This window comes from Roseobacter litoralis Och 149 (assembly GCF_000154785.2).
GTDB classification, from domain to species: Bacteria; Pseudomonadota; Alphaproteobacteria; order Rhodobacterales; family Rhodobacteraceae; genus Roseobacter; species Roseobacter litoralis.
This window is the reverse complement of the sequence record NC_015730.1, coordinates 2,103,408-2,122,100: the sequence shown is the minus strand read 5'-3', so window position 1 is coordinate 2,122,100 and position 18,693 is coordinate 2,103,408. Positions and strand designations below refer to the sequence as shown.

Sequence of the window (18,693 nt, the reverse complement as noted above, 5' to 3'; positions counted from 1 at the left end):
AGGGTTTATCCGCTGACCCAACAAAGTTAACAACGCTTTAACCTAAAGTTTCTAAATCTTGAAAAACTCTGAACGTACGCATGGAGTTGAAACGTCTGCAAAGGAGATACTGTTGCAAATTCTTTCAAGAACAGCCGGCCCACTGATCGGTGCATTGGTGACAACGATCGTCGGGATGTCTGCGGCCATAGCGCAGGAAGACCGCCCGAACATCCTCGTGATCATGGCCGACGACGTTGGATGGGCGAGCCTTGGCAGCTATCATCAGGGTATCAAGAGCATTGAAACGCCCAACCTCGACCAATTGGCAAGCGACGGCATGCGCCTGACCGACTATTATGCGGAGCCCTCCTGCACGGCCGGGCGGTCTGCCTTTTTGACAGGTCAGTTTCCGGTGCGTGTCGGAATGCACACTGTCGGATTGCCCGGCGACCCAGTTGGATTGAGCGATGAGGATCCGACGATTGCCGATATGCTGAAATCCCTGGGATATAGCACAGGGCAGTTTGGCAAAAACCACCTTGGCGATCAGAACCAGTTCCTGCCCACCACAAAGGGTTTCGACGAATACTGGGGATGGCTCTATCATCTGAACGCGATGGAATACGCGTCAGACCCCGACTGGCCGGATGATCCTGAATTTGAAGCGGAATTCGGACCGCGCAATATCATTCATTCCTATGCAATTGACGAAGCCGATGAAACCGTTGATCCGCGTTGGGGTCCTGTTGGCAAACAGCGTATCGTGGATGATGGTCCCGCCCCGCCGGAACGGCAAAAAACTCTGGACAACGAAGTCACGGCAAAGACGATTGATTTCATTGATCGCGCCGTGGAAGGAGACACACCGTTCTTTGTATGGATGGCGCCGGCGCGTGCGCATGTCTGGACGCATCTGAGTCCCGAATACGAGGCGATGCTTGGCAACGGCCGTGGCTTGCAGGACGTTGTTATGAAAGAGCTTGACGACAATGTCGGCAAAGTTCTGGCGCGTCTGGACGAACTGGGGCAACGCGACAACACGATTGTTGTTTTCACATCAGACAATGGCCCTGAGACGATGACGTGGCCGGACGGTGGCACGACGCCATTTCGTGGAGAGAAAGGGACGACCTGGGAAGGTGGCTTCCGCGTGCCCGCGATCATCAGATGGCCGGGCAAAGTGCCCGAAGGTCGGGTTGGAAACGGTATTTTCTCAGGTATGGACTGGATGCCGACGCTTGTCGCGGCTGCCGGTGGGCCTGACAATCTGCCCGAAGAACTCCTGACGGGTTTCGAGGGCTACAGGGTGCATCTGGATGGGTACAATCAGCTCTCCTACCTGACCGGTGGCGAAGAGAGCAACCGTGATGAAATCATATATTATGAAGGCACCAACCTGCAGGCCATTCGATACAAAGACTGGAAAGCGCATTTCGTGGTTCAGCATCACGGATGGGGAGGGCCGAAAGACGAGATGAACGCGCCCTTGCTGATTAACCTGCGCCGCGATCCATATGAAAAAGCATTTGATGAGTCGGGGATGTATGTAAACTGGATGGGCAAAAAGATGTGGGCCTTTGGGCCTGCTGCGCGGCTGGTTCAAAGACACCTGAAAAGCTTTGAGGAATTTCCGCCACGTGGGTCTGTTGTGGCCAACCAAGCCGCTGTTGAAAAACAAATCTCCAGCGAAGGCGGTATGTCGCAATAAGCCTACATTCGAAAAAGCAGGCTGGTCGCGCAAAATCTGTGGGGCCAGTTTCGCCTGATGCATTGAAATGCCGGGCGGTAATTTTGTACCGGAAACGGTCGCCAGCCTTTTTCTCGGTGCGTGAGACAAAGGCAATTTCATATTCAACTGCGCGTGTTCGTGCTGCTTGCGGCAGTGTTTGAACATCAAGCCCTCTGGCGACATATGTGCGCCAATCAGCGAAAAGGGCTTTTGGACTGATGTTGGTAAAAAAGGCAGATGGTATCCTGCTTTTTGATGGGGAGCTCAAACAATCAGCCGGGTCAGGAAAGCGTTCTACCGAGTCGCGCGCCCTCATCGAAGACTGGCCCAGTTACAAGGAAAGGAATGCCGCAGGGACGACAACGAAGCGCACCCGGAAAGCGCAAACGAAAACAACCCGTTGATCTCGCTGACGAAACGCTCGATTGAGGGGAAATAGCGGTCAAGTGCCTGCGCAATCATGCTGAAAACGCCAGAAACCGTTGCATGACCAAGTCACGTCAACCGGTCGTATGCTTCGCCCCGAAGTGCAGTATTTGCGCCCCGGTCGTTGGCGAAACGCCCTTCTATGCCGAAACGTCGCAGCAAGGCTTGGTCGATCATCGCCGCGAAATACCCACTGGTTTGTGCCTATCTAAAACACAGGCTAGTTCCTCGCGAAGCGGGCACTCAGGTGCTTTAACTTCGGGGAATTATTTCCATTCGATTATCAACGGATCTTTTTTGAATCTGATATTAACAGACGAGTATATTTTTCCATTCACATTTACTGTCAAAGAGGTCGTCAAAAGGGGCGGTTTTTGTAATCATTGGATTTTTCGTCTTTTTCTCGTGCACGCTACGGTCTGAAACTATTGGTAAGCAACACGATTCATCGAGTTGCGAGACTGAAGTGCAACATGAACTGAAGTTGCCAACAAAATAACTGGCCAAAGGACAAACTGGGCGACGGAAAACGATACTCCAACTGAAATGAGACTTTAATTCAGCCAGATTGATCGTTGTCTTTGGGTGCGGATGCCATGGTGCAGCACAATCCGATGCCTGTTAACTTGCTGATGACGTGAATGCGCAAGATGTCGTTTGCTCTATTCGCCCTTTCCAGGCGGTGAACTACCACTTGTTCCTTGGTGTCGCAGCTTCGCGAAGCATCGATCCGTTGCCATGAAGCGTTCAACCATCGGTACGATCAGTTTTGCCGGTTCTGCAATCGTCCGGCCGTTTTGTCGCTCCAGCACTTTCGCGTAGGCGACAAGGTCGCGGTGGATTTGAGCAGGCAATGCCACTGTCACTTTCACCGGTTTGTCGTCCGGCAACGCGTCCAGTTTCAATTTGGTCATCAGTGGCCTCCTTGCGGTTCAAGGATCAGATCGCGGGTCACGATCACGCGCACAGGAAACCCCGGCCGGATCGTGAGTGTTGGCGGAATATCAATCTGACGACGCACGATCTCGCGACCCGCGTCGCCTATGGTGTCCTGCGCGCCATCGCGGATGGCGCTGGCGATCGGATCGTCATCGTCGGCCCCCAGTTCGGCACCGATGTTGAGCAGTGTAGAAAGAAGCGCCGCCCTCAATACACCGCCCCAATGGTGATCGACACCGTCCTCGAGTCCTGCATAGCCTGTGCTATCCGCTCCGGGCTGTCTTTCCAGGACAATGGATTGGCCATCGGGCAGGATGATCCGCGTCCAGACCAGCAGGATGCGACGTAGGCCGAAACCCACGCCATTGTCATATTCGCCGATGAGGCGGGATCCTTGCGGCAGCAGGAGATAGCGCTCCGAGGGGCTGTCATAGATGTTCTGGGTCACTTGAGCCACGATCTGGCCGGGGAGGTCAGAGCGAATGCCAGTGACGAGGGCGGCGGGAATGATGGACCCGGCCTAAAGGACATAAGGCGAGGCAGGCTGTGTGACCCTGTCGGGCGCGAAGATGCGTCGGTTGACGGCGGCATTGAAGAAAGCGAGTTGGCTGTCTTGGTCCGTCTGTGCGCCACCGCCGGATTGTGGCGTGATGAAGCGACCTGGAGCTGCGAGACTTGGTGCAGCGAAGCCCGATGGAACGGTCGGTGTTTGTGTTGCGAAGAGCACTTAGCTTGTGCGGGCGGCCTCTTCTTCGGCCATGCGGCGCGGCTCGTCGGCCGTGGGGCGGTTTTCCGTGGTGAAGAGCTCGCCAGGGCCGCCCCGGGCCGGGCGATCTTGCAAGGCAAAGATCAGCGCGCCGCCGATGCCGATAGCCGTGATGACGGCGAGGACTTTGCAGGACATGATACCGGACAAGCTCGTTGGCGATACTAGCTACGGATCAGCAGCGATCTTGGGTTGGTTGGTAGAAGAGCGCGGCATCGCCCCACACATTCAGGTCTGGGACAAACCCAAGCGTACCGATGGCACATTCTCACGCGAAGACTTCGTCTACGACCCCGCAGCCGATAGCTACACATGCCCCGGCAAGAAGGTACTGTGGACATACTGCCGGAACTTCTCCAAACCGCGAAAACCCAACGGCGGTAAAGACGGGTTCACCCGATACCGCGCATCAAAACATGACTGCGATTCTTACACGCTAAAGCCGCAATGCTGCCCCGGGGACCCTGGCCGACGCGTGATGCGATCAGTTCACGAAGCGGCTCGGGACGTCGCCCGCGATATCCGCAAAACGGATGCTTACATGACTTCATTCATTCAGAGATGGAAAGTCGAAATGCTGTTTGCTCACCTGAAGCGATACATCGGCCTGCCGATGATGCGGTTCCGAGGACCAAAAGGCGCATATGAACAGTTCCAGCTCGCAGCCACAGCCCTGAACCTCAGAAAACTTGCAAAACCGGTTCCGCAATCGGAACCAACAGGCTGACAGAAACAGCCCAGCTAATCTGGGCTTCACCCATCGGCAGCTCCAATGCCGACTTTTTCAACACTATCCGGACTCTCCCGACATACGTTTTCACGCCTTTGCTGACGCGGCATATGCATGCTGCTGGATCCAACTCATCATTGAACGCAGTGCCCCGGTTGGCAGTTTCTTTCAGCCGTCGTCACCCCGTGGAGGTCGGTCGCCATCCGGCGGGGGCCGATCGCCATCTCGCAACGGCCGATCGCCGCGCCCCCCGATAAAGTCGCTCGACACCGAGCCTTTGAAACAGCGTGGAAAGAACGGGTAGGTATCGGTTACGAAATAGGCATACTGCCCATCGCGCACTGCGCCGTTGCATTCATCCAAAGTTCCGGAGCCCGCAACGAATTCGTAATCCTGCACGTAGGTGCCATCATGTGCGCCACCTGGACCAGACTCGCGCTCCCCGCTTTTCAGTTGCCAGGATGATTGCGCTTGGTCGCCCACGTAGTGGATTTCGAACCCATCTGCAGCAAAGCCAAAGAGGGTACTTTCCAGCGCGTCTGTTACTGCAAAGGGAATGCCGTGATAGTGGTACATGCCCTGACCGTCCACATGGGCATTCTGTGCGTCCATAACGAGCCCGCCCATGCCTTCAACATTCCATCCTGAGGACCGGTCGCGGGAATAGCCGCGCTCTGACGTGGGATCATAGTATTCCGCGGTGCCCGGACGCAGTGGAATCCCGGTCAGCGTAATACCCGAGATACGAGCGCGCCGGGTGATGGTATCCGTAAGCTCGGGCGTTGCATCCATACAAAACCTATGGTTCTGCTCTTCCACCGTCGCCCCGGCTCGCCATGGGCCGGTTTCGTGATCGGGCACGCCATCGGATGCGATACAGCGCTGATCCCCATCCACAGTAATAGTCACATGTGCCTGAGCCGCACCGGCGGTCAAAAGCGTCAGCGCGAGCGTGGTACTAAGTGTTTTCATGATACCCTCCAGATGCTTGGATAAAAGTTTAACGGGCACCAACGGAGTTTCCGTCGTTCTTTTTATCGGAGGGTATGGGCGCGCAATCAATCTCATGGACCATATGCCACCTTAAGCCCCTGCCGATTGACCAAAATACATTCTAGGCTGGCATCCACCTCACGGAAGCTGGCATTCCTCGCTCAACGGAAAATTGGCGGCGTGTGTTCGGAATACTCTAGGGGAAAGTTTTGCGCTTGCGCACTATGTCGCTCGCTTCTGCGGAAACCAGCCATCCGCGCTGTCAAGCTCATCCAATCCTCCAAAGCAGAATGTACTGTTGACGAATTCCAAAAACAGTTGCGCAACAAAGGCTTTGAACTGGTTTCGCTTAGGTACTCGCCGGCGCGAAAAACCACCGCCATCAGGCGAGGCCCGCACCGTACTGAACAAACCGACTCCGCAGTTCGACGGAAAGTCATACTTCTAACGTTTAATGAACCAAATGACGAAAGGGTGCTTCCACTGATGCGTATGTTCTTAACGCTTATTACTGCCGTCGGGATCTTGATGGGAGCTTACGTTTTAACGTTCGGCATACCTGCGCTTGCCACAGCGCTATTTGGCGTTGAGGTAGAAAATAGTGATGCTGCGGACGCGCTTCGGGGTGATGCGCTCGGGGCAGGAAGAGGCCGACGCGGCAGTACCTCGACCACCGTCGTGACCGCACCGCTAACCATGATGCCCTACGAGAGCACCTTAAACGCGGTCGGTAGCGCAGAGGCCCTGCGTAGTGTGAGCGTGCTTTCAGATGCAGCGGGAGAAGTGATCGAAGCGCATTTGCCCTCCAATGGCGAGATCGAGGCAGGCGACGTTCTTGTGACCCTTGATGCGCGTACCGAAACGCTGAACTTGGAAATTGCGCAGGCCGAACTCGAGCAGGCCCGCGATACCGTCAACCGCTATGCGCGTTTGCAGGCAAACGGGAATTCAACAATCACGGCTGTGACACTTTCGGATGCCGTTGTCGCACAGCGATTGGCGCAAGCAAACGTTGGGCTGATGGAAGTGGCACTTGATGACCGTACGATCCGCGCCCCAATTTCAGGACGGCTGGGCTTAAGCGATGTCGAGGTCGGCGACGTTTTGGCGGCGGGAGCAGAGATCGTGACGATTGATGATGCCGACGCATTGTTGGTTTCATTTGAGTTACCGGAACGTGCGATTGGCATGTTGTCTGAGGTCGATACCGTTTTGGCGAGCACACCTTCGTTCACAGGGCGGGTTTTTGATGGCAATATCGTCGCGTTTGACAGCCGCCTTGATAGTGTGACCCGCAGCGTGACCGTCGAAGCGCGTATCGAAAACCCCGGCGGCGTGCTTTGGCCGGGCATGACGTTTGAGGTGCGTATCATTCACGAAAGCGCACCGATGGCTGCCGTACCCTCAACGGCGATAACATGGTCTCGCGAGGGATCGAAGGTTTGGATTGACGCTGACGGGATCGCCGAACCGGTTCCCGTCACGATCCTGTTTCGACGTGATGAGTTGGTCTGGATCGACGCTGATGTCGCTGAAGGCACGCTCGTTGTGACCGAAGGAGCGCAGAAATTGCGTGAAGGCGCTCGGATCGCAACAGTGGGTGACGATGCCCCAAAAAGGTCGCGAGACGGCGAAGAGGACGGTGGTGGCGCACCCGGGCGTAGTCCTGCGGCAGATGCGAATTCTGAAACCGAGCAAAGTCAGGCACCAACATGACCACCCCTCAGACGGCTCCCCTGAACCGAAAAACCGGCTTTGCTGATCTATTTGTTGCCCGCCCCGTTTTCGGGCTTGTTATCAACCTCTTAATTTTGATCGCAGGGCTCGCGGCGATCGCGGCTGTAGATGTGCGTGAAATGCCGGACGTGGACCAGCCGGTTTTATCGGTACGGACTGACTATGAAGGGGCGGTGCCAGCGACGGTTGAACAAGGAATCACACGGCCGCTTGAAGACGCACTGAGCGCCCTGGAGGGGCTTTCGTACATCGAATCCAGTTCGGAAACGGGTTCAAGCCGCATCACGATTGACCTGTCCGAAGGCACCGATGTTGATGTTGCAGCAAACGAGGCCCGCGAGATTGTATCGGCCACCCTCCGTCAGCTTCCAGATGATCTGGACGACGACCCGAGCGTGTCGAAAAGTGATAGCAACGCCGATGCCATCATCCGTTTGGCGATCTTGGGTGACGCCAGTTTTGACGAACTGACGGAGCTTGCTGAAGGCGTCATATATGACCGTTTGATGCTGATTGACGGTATCGCCGAGGTCACGGTGCGCGGCAATCGCGCAAATGAATTTCGCGTGACGCTTGATATGCCATCGCTGCTGAGCCGGGGATTGACGGTGTTTGATGTGTCGGACGCATTGGCTGCCTTGCGGGATGACACGCCACTTGGATCGCTGGAGACGTCGGCGCAATCGATTGCGCTTCGAGTTGGCAACGCCAACGTGACTACCGATACGGTTGGCCAGCTCTTGATTGATGAGACGACGCGGGTGTCTGATGTGGCCTTTGTGCAGTTAACACCGGAGGACAGCTCCGTTTTTGCCCGGGTCAATGGCGAAACTGCGGTTGGGCTGGACATCAGCCGGCAATCCGTTGGGAACACGCTCAAAATTTCCAGAGAGGTTGGCGTAGCGGTTGCTGATTTACAGGAGTATTTGCCGGAAGGCGTGTCGCTTCTCATTGTGTCTGACGATGGGGTGTTCATCGAAGGATCTATCAATGAGGTCGTAAAATCCATTGGACTTGCGACGATCATTGTCATTGTGGTCATCTTCGCTTTCCTGCGGTCGCCGCGCGCAACGATCATCCCTGCGGTCACGATACCGGTCGCGTTGGTTGGTACAGTTGGTGCGATCTGGTTGACGGATTTTTCTGTTAACACCATCAGCCTTTTGGCGTTGGTTTTGGCGACCGGAATGGTCGTAGATGACGCCATTGTTGTGATCGAAAACATCGTTCGCAAGCGCAAGCAGGGTATGGGCGCCTTTGCCGCTGCTGCCGCCGGGACCAACGAGGTTTTTTTTGCTGTCATTTCGACCACCGCTACGCTGGCTGCGGTGTTCATTCCGATCTCGTTTTTACCTGGCCAAGCGGGCGGCGTGTTTAGCGAATTCGGATTTGTCCTGGCCTTTGCCGTGACCCTGTCATCGATGACCGCTTTGACCTTGACGCCGGTGCTGGCCGCATTTTTGGACCCCGGAAAACCAAAAGCGGAAAGCGCGCCAGACACACCAGGCCGGCTTGTACGCACATTCGACTTCGTCATGGACCACGCAATCCGTGCACCTCTGATCGTATTGGCGATTGCGGGTGGGTTTGCAATAATTGCTGCCGGTGCTGCGAGCACCTTGTCGTCCAGCATCACACCCGAGGAAGATAGAGGCTTTTTCCTAATTCAAGCCCGGGGCGCGACCGATACGACGGTTGATTATCTCGAAACGCAGGTGGTCTTGGTTGAAGACATTCTCACACCCTACCGCGCAACCGGTCAGATTGAGGTGGTGCAAAGTATCATCGGTGTTGGGGGAGGGAACGATGCTTTTATCATTGTGCGCTTGCCCGACTGGGCAGAGCGCGATTGGTCGCAGTCTGATCTGATCGCTGATTTGACGGACGAGCTTGCGTCTGTGCCCGGTGTTCAGGTCAGTACGCGGTTTACCAATAGCTTGAATATTCGTGGTGCAGGGCGCGGATTACAGTTTGCTGTGACCGGTACGAACCTTGAGGAAATTACCGCTGCTGCTGAAGATGTGATTGAGGTCATGTCAGCAGACAGCGTCTTTACCACACCGCAACTGTCTGGTGAAAGCGCCGAGGTTCAGTTTGAGGTGAAGGTCGATCCAGACATGGCCCGCGTTTTTGGACTGACGGAAGCAGAGATTACAGAGACGGTCAGTGCAATGGTGCAGGGGAACGTTGCCGTCACGGTCTTTGAAGATGACACGGAAACCGAGGTCATTGTGGTGCCCGGAGGGCGCCCGATCGATGATCCCTCCGACATCGACTCTATTTATCTACGATTGCCTGGTGGAGCTTACGTTCCGCTTTCCTCTGCTGCGACGCTTGAAGCGGTGGTCAGTCAATCCGTCATTGAACGTCAAGCCGGATCGCTTGCGGTTTCGGTCCAGAGCAATCTCAACGAAGGCGTTGATCTTGGCACGGCGATGACACGTCTGACCGAAATCGCGGACGAGACCTTGCCCAATGGTATGGGCATCACATTCACCGGTGAGGCCGCAACCCTGACAAACAGTCAGACGGGAATGTATTTGGTCTTTGGCGTAGCGTTTTTTATCGTATTCCTCGTGCTCGCGGCCCAATTCGAGAGCTTTGCCAGCGCGGTGGTCATCATGTTGACCGTGCCGTTTGGATTGGCGGCGGCGTTGTTTGCGATCTCGCTGACAGGGGGATCGTTAAACTACTACAGCCAGATCGGTCTGGTGATGCTGATTGGTGTCATGGCAAAGAACGGAATCCTAATTGTCGAATTCGCAAACCAGTTGCGCGAGGCAGGCCAAGACATCGATACCGCAATCCGTGATGCGCTGCGCCTGCGGATCAGGCCCGTGATGATGACCATGGTATCGACCGTGTTTGGTGGTATACCGTTGGTTCTCACGTCTGGGGCAGGTGCCGAGGCGCGCATCGCAGTGGGATGGGTGATTGTTGGCGGCTTGGGCTTTGCCACGGTTTTCACACTCTTCCTTACCCCTGTTTTCTATCGATTGATTGCGGCTTGGGGGGCGGCACCGGGCATGGCATCAAAGCGGTTGCATCGCGAAAATACGCAGCAAATAGTGGGGGCCGAGTAACAATCGACTACTCTATTCAGTACGAGCGTCGATCTTGACGCTTTGTTGTTTGTTCCGTTGAGATCATTAAGCGCCAAAACCTGCGGCTGAAGTAGAAAGGGGGCAAGTTTGGCCAAGCCCGCGACTTGATTGTTGCTTGTGCTCGAAGCGAATGGACGGTTCGGAACTACACGCTTCTGCCCCCATGAACGTCCGGTCAGGCAAAATCCGCAGAGCTACAAAACAAGCGACCCTGCGTTTGCGATGAAATGCTCCGTCAGCAATGGCCGCTGCTGTCGCGGAAGTCAGGTTTGTCATGCGACACGTGCATTGCCTGCTCCAACTTCGCTGCAAACAACATCAATGGCCGGTTGTCCCTCCGCACAGCGGCATCGCTTTTCGAGCATGTGCAGCGATTTTCTTGCTGCGCGCGCTCGCAGCTAAAAAAGTGAATTCACAGGTTGGGCTCTCAGCGGCCATCGTATGCGGCGCAGCATCTGTCAAATCACGGCCTGGACCCATGTCACAGACGGCCCTCACCAGCCATTTATCGTGCCAGACTACACCGCAATGCAGCTTCACCTAACCTGCCATTCGCTGCTCCCGCGAGATTGTGGCGTTGCCCGAGGTCGGCAGTGCGGGACTTTGCGTCATTTCGCTGGAGCTGCGCCCACGTCTGCTGGAGAGGGTTCAAAACGCACTAGCGCCGAGGAAATTGCGCAAGAAGCTTTATCGTTTTCTTTATTATTGAGAAACTCTCTTGGCTACGCCGAGTTCGTCCCAATCCTTCCACGTGGCGTACGCAATCGAATTGGTTGTAGGAATCGCCCGCAGCCGATCAATCAAGCTCTGTTTATGGCCTTCTAAACGAAGTTTATTCGTCTCTGCACTGTCCGTGGCATATCCATGCCCTTGAACGCTATCTGCCAGAAATGGAGGAAGAACGGAAAACCCCATGTAATGAAGGGAATACTGGGTCGACCAAAAGATCTGCTCAATGGTTCCACCCCGACCACCAGGTTGCATCACGATAGCAGGCGCGCCAATCGTCGCGGCGCACATTGCAACCTTGCCGCTGAAGTGACCCCGATCATACCGTTTGGTGCTGGTGTAAAGGCCGCCGCTCACAAACACACGATCGATCCACCCTTTCATCATTGCAGGAACGCTGTGCCACCAGATTGGGAACTGCAACAGCACAAAGTCGGCCTCTTCCAAAAGCGCTATTTGACGCTCCACATCCGTTGAAAGCCGACCAGTCTGAAATGCGTGCCGTTGCTCTCCCAGAACCGAAAATTCATCTGGATTTTCGCGGTGCAAAAAGTGCTTCTCAGACTCGACCGGGTCAAAGCCTTCTTGGTACAGATCGGTTATTCTCACTGTGTAGCCTTGCGCTTCGAGCGTTGCTTTCGCCAGTTTTGCCAGCGCGCCATTGAAAGAGTTACGCTCTGGGTGGCAAAGGACGATCAGGGCTTTCATCAAAGTGATCCATTCGAAAGTTGCTTTCAAACAGAGATATCATGTACGTTTGTGACGTGGTTAGGAAAAATATTGGCGAGTTGACTTACAAAAATGTACAATCGACTATCTTGGGACGACATATGCCTTATCCATGCAATTCGCTCGACAGAAACGTTAAGTGGCGCAGCACGTGCTTTAGGCGTTAGCCACCCAACCATTTACAGAAAACTCAATTTCATCGAAGACAAACTCGGCGCGGTGTTCTTTCAGCGGTCAAGGACAGGCTACACGCCAACTGCCGCGGCCATCGAAATTTGCGACTTGTTTGATAAGCTGCGGCACGAAGTCGATATCACGGAACGGCAGATAACCGGACAGGATTTTCGCCCTTTTGGCAGCGTACGGTTGACGACAACAGATTCACTGCTGTTCGGCTGGCTCAGCCCAGTTCTTGCCAGCTTCGGCAAGAAGTACCCCGATATCGATCTGTCAGTTGTGGTTTCGAACGACTTTCTAAACCTGACGAGACGAGAGGCAGACCTCGCGATAAGACCTTCAAGTACGTCCCCAAATTCAATGTCTGTTAAGAAAGTTGGAGTGATCAAGCAGGCCGTGTATGCGTCACAAGACAAAGTGTCTCCCAACCTTGGCGATGTAGATCTTTCCCGTCTGGCGTGGATCGGACCCGATGACAGCATTCACTACCCCACGTTGCAGAACTGGATGCGTATCAATGGCTACGACCAGTTATGCCGGTATCGGAGCAATTCTGTTCTGGACATGTTTTGGGCGACGAAGTGGGGAGTTGGCGTATCAGTATTGCCATGCTAGCTGAACCGTCCGGGCCCGTCTTTGAGCGACCATGCCGCTTCCGGGTCGGTCTCCGAGATATACTTGGGCGGTTTCTTCTTCGGGCCGGATTGTACCGTGCCTTCAGCGTCGGCCAACTTTTCCAGATATTCAGCCACCGGGTGCTGCACCTGTTCCTGGCGCGACCAGATTTTCTGAACCGCTTCCGGCACATTCTTGCGGTCCCGGTTGGCATCCGCCTCGATGGTGCTGCCGTCGATAGCCGCATCCGTGCCGCCGACAATGCCGAAGCCGATGCACTTCTCGACCACGCTTTCGAACAGGCGACGCAGCACATCGCCATCGGCAAAGCGCCCGTGGCGGTTCTTGGAAAAGGTCGAACGATCCGGCACTCGACCTTCCAAACCCAGTTTGCAGAACCACCGGTATGCCAGATTGAGATGCACCTCCTCGACAAGCCGTCGTTCCGAGCGGATGCCGTACAAATAGCCAATCAGCAGCATGCGCAGCATCAACTCGGGATCGATAGACGGGCGGCCTGTATGGCTGTAGAGCGCAGCCAGCTCCTGGCGGATCGCGTCGAAGTCCAACAGCCGGTCAATCCGACGCAAAAGGTGGTCCTGCGGGACATGATCCTCGATCCGAAACCGGTAAAACAGGTTCTCCTGCGTCTCCAGCCGTCCCATCATCGTCTGATCCTCCCCCGTGATAAGGCAAGTGAATCAGGCGGCTGGGCCTCGATCAAGGCCGGAGTTTTTCCATCAGCATCGGCAGTTTTAAGCACATAAGTTGTGGCAGGAGGTGTGTCCGCAGTGCGGGACAAAACTGCCGTTGCCACAGACTAGCTTTCAGCCGAGAAAGGCTAGCCAAAAGCATTATCGAGAGGCGTAAGATGGCAGAGATTCAGATTAGGGCATTCATTGCATCGCTAGTCGCTATCCGCAGGGGGCGAGGATTTCCCAGAGGAACACTGGGGCAAGCGGGTCTTTACACTGGCTTGCGTGTACAACGGTGACGCAGCTGAAGGTGAAACGCTTCTGCAGCCCCTTCGCGAGCTGGGCGAAATGTCGACCGATTTTTCCGGGCGAATGAATTACTGCGATGTGCAACAACTTTTCGATAGTCTTATGCCTGCTGGAGATTTTCGCTGCTACTGGAAAGCCCGCTATCTGACAGACCTTACAGTTAAGATGATTGAACTTGCCATGGCAAACGCGTTGGCGGCGCCTTCGGACAACTCACTCTCATCGCTTTGGAACTTTGGTGGAGCGACCGCCAAGGTTGCAGCGGACGCCACCGCTTTTGGCGACCGATCCATGGGGTGGATGTATTCACTGGATGGTGTCTGGACCGATCCCGCTGACGATGATGCAAACATTGCCTGGTCCCGCGAAGGTTGGTCCAATTCTGAACGCTTTGGCCATCATGGGCGCGCCTACCTGAATTTTGCGGGACATGGTGAGGACAATGCGGCGCTGACACAGACAAGTTTCGGACGAAACTATGAACGGCTTGTCGAGATAAAGACCAAATACGATCCGCAAAACCGGTTTTGCTTCAATCAGAACATTGCCGCTGAAGCGTAAGACCCACGATCCATTTTTCCAGAGATACACAGCAATATCATCGACAGGAGCGTAAAATGTCCCAGCCGACACCCCGATTGCCACACCAAACGGACGAGATTTTTCTCACCGATGGCGGAACGGAAACCTGGCTTATGTATAAACGTGGCTTTGCGCTGCCGGAATTCAGCGCCTTTCACCTACTAAATAATGACTGGTCAGCCGAGGCATTGCGGGAATACTACACCGCCTTTGCTGATATCGCCGTAAAGCTTGGAACGCCTTTCATCTTTGACAGCCTGACCTATCGCGCAAGTCGGGACTGGGGGGCATTGCTTGGATATTCTCCGGAAGGCCTCGCTGAAATGAACCACAAGTGTTTTGAACTTTACCGAGAATGTGCTGCTGACGCTGGGTTGACGGCCGAAAAAACGGTGATCAGCGGCTGCATCGGACCGAAAGGTGATGCCTATCAAACCAATCAAGACTTAACCGCCGAAAGTGCCAGAGCCTACCACGCAGAGCAGATTGATACGTTCAAAGCTGCCGGTGCTGATATCGTTACAGCACTGACCTTGAATACAACCGCCGAGGCAATTGGCATCGCAAGGGCCTCAGCCGAAGCAGGTTTGCTGTCGGTTATCTCGTTTACGGTTGAAAAAGACCGCAAACTTCGCAGTGGCGAGACGTTGAGGCAGGCCATAGAGACGGTTGATGCTGCGACGTCCAGCGCACCCGCCTATTACATGATCAATTGCTCTCATCCCGTTGATTTCGGTCCTGCACTTGCGACCGAACCCTGGGCAAATCGCATCCAAGGACTTCGGGCCAACGCGTCCTCTTTGGACCATGGCACCTTGTGCCAGTTGGGTCATCTCGAAGAGGGCGACCCCGATGAATTGGCGAGCCAATACGTTGATCTGCGGGTGGCCCATCCGAATATGAATGTCTTTGGCGGATGTTGCGGCACGGACTATGTGCATGTCGAGAAAATCGGTCGTGCCCTGTTGGCTGCTGCATAAGAGGCCCGCACCAACCGATTTGAGACAAATAGCTGCTATTCGTGCATGGCGCAGCACTAAACAAAGTAGCTCGGACGCCTCATTCGCTGCTGTCAGCGTAAAGGTCCGGTTTTGGTAATTGACCATGAGTCGAACGCCCGGGCCCGATGGAGGATCGGATCGACTCCGTAGCAAACTGAGGCAGGTAGGGCGGACCGATGTGCGAACCGTGTGCAATGCGATCTGCCAAGAGACTTACGATTTCACAGATACTTAGCCATGATCGGTATCCAGTGGCTTCGATGGATCTGGTTTCTTGCGGTGCGCCCTCGATCCTGTTTTGCGCGCTGCGGCGAACCCGCGGTCCGTGGCCATGAAGCGATCGAGCATCCCAGACCTGCTCCTGCCGCGCGTGATCGGGATTGACCGTGAAGGCCATGAGCTGGTCGAGGGTCATCTCTTCCTCGGCATAGGCGTCGAGCAGCGAGGGCGCCACGGCGGCGAGCTTCAGCCGCTGTTTGACCACGCTGGCTGAGACGAAGAAGGCCGCGGCGATCTCCTCCTCAGTGCGACCCTTCTCGCGCATCGCCTGAAACGCGCGGAACTGGTCGAGCGGATGCAGCGGCGCGCGCTGGACGTTCTCGGCCAGGCTGTCCTCCTCGGCGAGCCCGTCGGTGCGCACGATGCAGGGCACAAGTGCAGTCTTGTTCATGCGCTTCTGTTTCACAAGCAGTTCCAGCGCCCGGAACCGCCGCCCGCCGGCGGGGATCGTGTACATGCCGGTCTCGGCACCACTGTCGTCCAGCACCGGCCGCACCGTGATGGAGCTGAGCAGCGTCCGCCGCGCGATGTCCTCGGCCAGCTCCTCGATCGACACGCCGGCCTTGACGTGGCGCACGTTCGACTGGCTGAGCATCAGCTTATTGAAGGGGATGTCGCGCGAGGCGCTGAGGGTGATTTTCTGTTGCTTGGTCATCGGGATATCTCCGTGACAGGCCAGCCGGGAGCCTCTCTCCCGACCTCCAAACCCGTCACGGAAAACCCGGCCCCCCTCTTACTCTGGAGACACCGACTAGGCCATATGGACTTGCAATGCAATCCATATGGCCTTATATCATCAGTCAAGCTAGGAAGGAGCGTCAACACATGGAAAACGTTGTTCTGGAACGTCCTGCGCCGGATCGGCAGGGTGTCGCTCTTAAGGCCTTCGCCCGGATCGCGGACGCCTGGTCGCTCACCCTGCGGGAGGCGGCGGCGCTGGCGGATATGTCGGACTCGACCTGGAAGCGGGCGAAGAAGCCCGATTTTGCGGGGGATTTGACGCGAGACCAGATGCTGCGCCTGAGCGCGCTGATCGGCCTCTACAAGTCGCTCGAGCTCTATTTCAATGAGCCGATCTCGCGGGACTGGGTGAAGCTGCCTAACCGGGGTCCGGAGTTCGACGGCGCGCGGCCCGTGGACGCGATGATCGAAGGGGGATTGCCCAAGATCCTGCGCGTGCGGGGCTATGTCGATGCGCTGCGGGGCGGGGTTTGAGGATCACGTCGGTCAACGATCGCGCCCTTGTCCGGCTGATCTCCGAGACCCATCACAAGCCCCCAGTGCTGCGGGGGCTGGTCGACAGTGACGAGGAGGCCGCGATTCTCGCCGAGATCGAAGGCGAGACCAGCGCCCGCCTGATCGCCGAAGCGCAGGGCAGTCCCGCGCTTGACCGTCGCGAACTCGCTTTCGCTCGGCGGTCGCATGACCTGTCCCTTTACGGTCAGAGCCATATCAACGCGGCCTTCACCTACACGCGACCTTCGGGCAACCGGTTCAACACCGGCGACCGCGGTGCGTGGTACTGCGCCTGGGACATGCTGACGAGCGCGCAAGAGGTCGGGTTTCACCGGACCCGTGAATTGGGCTTCATCGGCCGCTACGAGGACGAGGCTCGCTACGTGGAACTGCTGGCGGACTTCATCGGGGATTTCCCCGATCTGAACGGGGAAGCGCATCCCGCGCTCGATCCGGTCCCCGAGCGGGGCTATCCGGCCGGGCAGCGTCTCGCCGCGGACTTGAGGGCAGAGGGGCATCGCGGGCTGATCTACCCATCCGTGCGTCACCCGGGCGGGCGGTGCTTCGTCGCTTTCGATCCCGGCATCATCCAGAATGTCCGCCCGGGCGCGAGCTGGAAGCTGGTCTGGCAAGGTGTGCCCGAGTTCACGATCGAGGGGCTATAACGCCCCTCGACATCTTCATTCAGTACTTGAGATTATCCCGATAGGACGTTGATCGGAATTCATATTCAACGCATTTAGGCTTTCTCCAACAACGCTTTCGCCTTGCCCTCCATCACCAGCCGCGCATCCTGCTGCGGCTTGGACCGGGCCACCGCGGTGATCCCCTGCACGAAGTCGAAGACGCTCTCGGGCGGGCGGCCTTCCTCGGCCAGGACCGTCTCGACGATCCGCCCCGTCTCCGCCTTCGAGAACCCGCGCTTGCGGAGGAAATCCTGACGGTCCTCGTCCGTTCGCGCGACGATTTTCTCCCGCGCCGCGCGGATGCCGTCGATGAAGGGCGCGGGTGAGGATTCGGCAAAGCGGCTGAGCGCAGGCGCGGCCTCGTGGGCGAAACGGGAGGCCGCGTATTTCGAGTGCCGGATGGTGATCTCCTGGAAATCTTCGACGCCCCAGAGGTTGCGGTTCTGGCAGACCGCCCGCAGGTAGAAGCTGGCGATGCCGAGCGTCTTGGCGCCCACCTCGGAATTCCAGCAGTAGAACCCACGGAAAAAAGGTCGGGCGAGCCATCGGGCAACAGCCCCGCCTCGATGGGGTTCATGTCATCGACGAGGAACAGGAACACGTCGCGGTCCGATGCGTAGAGCGTCGTCGTTTCCTTCGTCACGTCCACGCGCGGATTGTAGATGCCGGTCGACCAGTCGAGCACGCCGGGGACCTTCCAGCACGTGTCGCCCGTGCCGTTGCCCGCGATGCGCTGCACGGCGGAGACCAACTCAAAGTCGTAGATGCGCCCGTAGTCGGGGCCGGTCACGGCGCGCAGTTCCGTGCGACCATCCGCGACCTCCATGGTCTTGATCTGCTCGACCCGGTGGTTGGTAAGGCCGTACTGAAGGTTAATGCCCGCCAGCGGCGCGGGCAGTTGGCGCAGATAGGCTGCAGGCGCGCCGACGAGGCTCGAGAGCTGGCCAAAGGACCAATGTGTCGGCGCGATGGGTTCGTCCGCGCCGGGCAGGACCAGCCCCAGCTTTTCCGGGTTGTCGCGATGCGCCTCGACCCGGATCGCCGCGCTTTCCACAGTGCGCGTCCGGCTCCGCTCCGCCCGACCTTTTACGGATGAAAAGAGATCGTCGAGGGACAGATACCGCTCGTCATCCGGCCGCGAGAACCATTCGGACGAAACGCGGTCCACGTTCGTGCCGCGCGACACGTCCACCTTGTAGCCGCCGCTTGTGTCACGCCCGGCATCGATAATCTCGGTATTCATGGGTTT

General features: G+C 56.6%; 15 protein-coding genes and 2 pseudogenes. 9 read left to right on the top strand and 8 right to left on the bottom strand.

Features of this window, described 5'->3' with window-relative positions; genetic code table 11:
• Positions 1-112 precede the first annotated feature (112 nt).
• A complete protein-coding gene (locus RLO149_RS10060) occupies positions 113-1,690 on the top strand; it encodes an arylsulfatase (protein WP_013961975.1) in 1,578 nt (525 codons plus the stop codon).
• 1,109 nt (positions 1,691-2,799) lie between these two features.
• Here RLO149_RS10060 and RLO149_RS10050 read toward each other — a convergent pair.
• The 3 genes from RLO149_RS10050 to RLO149_RS24490 all read right to left on the bottom strand — a co-directional run bounded on the left by RLO149_RS10050 (position 2,800) and on the right by RLO149_RS24490 (position 3,980).
• The gene (locus tag RLO149_RS10050) at positions 2,800-3,051 is read right to left on the bottom strand and encodes a DUF2274 domain-containing protein (RefSeq protein ID WP_013961973.1); all 252 of its coding nucleotides are present in this window, start codon (positions 3,049-3,051) and stop codon (positions 2,800-2,802) included.
• Entirely contained in the window at positions 3,051-3,584 is a 534-nt protein-coding gene (locus RLO149_RS24495) for a TraB/TrbI/VirB10 family type IV secretion system protein (RefSeq protein WP_425357862.1), read from the bottom strand. Before RLO149_RS24495 ends, RLO149_RS10050 begins: the two co-directional genes overlap by 1 nt.
• A gap of 219 nt (positions 3,585-3,803) precedes the next feature.
• Positions 3,804-3,980, bottom strand: a complete 177-nt coding sequence (locus RLO149_RS24490; protein ID WP_013961971.1) for a hypothetical protein — start codon at positions 3,978-3,980, stop codon at positions 3,804-3,806.
• On the opposite strand from RLO149_RS24490, the gene RLO149_RS23140 reads away from it, so the two are divergent.
• Complete coding sequence (locus RLO149_RS23140; protein WP_158308150.1) at positions 3,979-4,569, top strand: transposase; 591 nt, start codon at positions 3,979-3,981, stop codon at positions 4,567-4,569. The two genes, RLO149_RS24490 and RLO149_RS23140, sit on opposite strands and share 2 nt — an antisense overlap.
• Positions 4,570-4,740: 171 nt before the next feature.
• Here RLO149_RS23140 and RLO149_RS10035 read toward each other — a convergent pair whose 3' ends face one another.
• A complete protein-coding gene (locus tag RLO149_RS10035; protein ID WP_158308149.1) occupies positions 4,741-5,544 on the bottom strand; it encodes a YHYH protein in 804 nt (267 codons plus the stop codon).
• Positions 5,545-6,051: 507 nt separating this feature from the next.
• On the opposite strand from RLO149_RS10035, the gene RLO149_RS10030 reads away from it, so the two are divergent.
• On the top strand, positions 6,052-7,281 hold the full coding sequence (locus RLO149_RS10030; protein WP_013961969.1) for an efflux RND transporter periplasmic adaptor subunit: 1,230 nt from the start codon (positions 6,052-6,054) through the stop codon (positions 7,279-7,281).
• Positions 7,278-10,385, top strand: coding sequence for an efflux RND transporter permease subunit (locus tag RLO149_RS10025; protein ID WP_013961968.1), 3,108 nt, complete (start codon positions 7,278-7,280; stop codon positions 10,383-10,385). Before RLO149_RS10030 ends, RLO149_RS10025 begins: the two co-directional genes overlap by 4 nt.
• 723 nt (positions 10,386-11,108) lie before the next feature.
• Here RLO149_RS10025 and RLO149_RS10020 read toward each other — a convergent pair.
• Complete coding sequence (locus RLO149_RS10020) at positions 11,109-11,843, bottom strand: NAD(P)H-dependent oxidoreductase (RefSeq protein ID WP_013961967.1); 735 nt, start codon at positions 11,841-11,843, stop codon at positions 11,109-11,111.
• A gap of 93 nt (positions 11,844-11,936) precedes the next feature.
• Between RLO149_RS10020 and RLO149_RS10015 the strand changes: the two genes are divergently transcribed.
• On the top strand, positions 11,937-12,656 hold the full coding sequence (locus tag RLO149_RS10015; protein WP_013961966.1) for a LysR family transcriptional regulator: 720 nt from the start codon (positions 11,937-11,939) through the stop codon (positions 12,654-12,656).
• On the opposite strand, the gene RLO149_RS10010 is transcribed toward RLO149_RS10015, so the two are convergent.
• Positions 12,653-13,324, bottom strand: a complete 672-nt coding sequence (locus RLO149_RS10010) for an IS1182 family transposase (RefSeq protein ID WP_044025617.1) — start codon at positions 13,322-13,324, stop codon at positions 12,653-12,655. The genes RLO149_RS10015 and RLO149_RS10010 overlap by 4 nt on opposite strands.
• Before the next feature lie 516 nt (positions 13,325-13,840).
• Between RLO149_RS10010 and RLO149_RS10005 the strand changes: the two genes are divergently transcribed.
• Together RLO149_RS10005 and RLO149_RS10000 are read left to right on the top strand one after the other, a co-directional pair.
• On the top strand, positions 13,841-14,221 hold the full coding sequence (locus RLO149_RS10005) for an FAD-binding oxidoreductase (protein WP_217517515.1): 381 nt from the start codon (positions 13,841-13,843) through the stop codon (positions 14,219-14,221).
• Between the two features lie 56 nt (positions 14,222-14,277).
• Positions 14,278-15,222 carry a homocysteine S-methyltransferase family protein gene (locus tag RLO149_RS10000; RefSeq protein ID WP_013961964.1) on the top strand — a complete coding sequence of 315 codons (945 nt, stop codon included), beginning with the start codon at positions 14,278-14,280 and terminating at the stop codon, positions 15,220-15,222.
• A gap of 364 nt (positions 15,223-15,586) precedes the next feature.
• On the opposite strand, the pseudogene RLO149_RS09995 reads toward RLO149_RS10000, so the two are convergent.
• A pseudogene (locus RLO149_RS09995) lies at positions 15,587-16,177 on the bottom strand (ParB/RepB/Spo0J family partition protein); the annotation flags it as partial.
• 170 nt (positions 16,178-16,347) lie between these two features.
• Here RLO149_RS09995 and RLO149_RS09990 point away from each other — a divergent pair.
• Together RLO149_RS09990 and RLO149_RS09985 are read left to right on the top strand one after the other, a co-directional pair.
• Positions 16,348-16,737, top strand: coding sequence for an antitoxin Xre-like helix-turn-helix domain-containing protein (locus tag RLO149_RS09990; protein WP_013961962.1), 390 nt, complete (start codon positions 16,348-16,350; stop codon positions 16,735-16,737).
• Entirely contained in the window at positions 16,734-17,423 is a 690-nt protein-coding gene (locus RLO149_RS09985) for an RES family NAD+ phosphorylase (protein WP_013961961.1), read from the top strand. The genes RLO149_RS09990 and RLO149_RS09985 overlap by 4 nt, the downstream gene beginning before the upstream one ends.
• Positions 17,424-17,497: 74 nt before the next feature.
• Here RLO149_RS09985 and RLO149_RS09980 read toward each other — a convergent pair.
• A pseudogene (locus tag RLO149_RS09980) lies at positions 17,498-18,687 on the bottom strand (DUF932 domain-containing protein).
• Positions 18,688-18,693 lie beyond the last annotated feature (6 nt).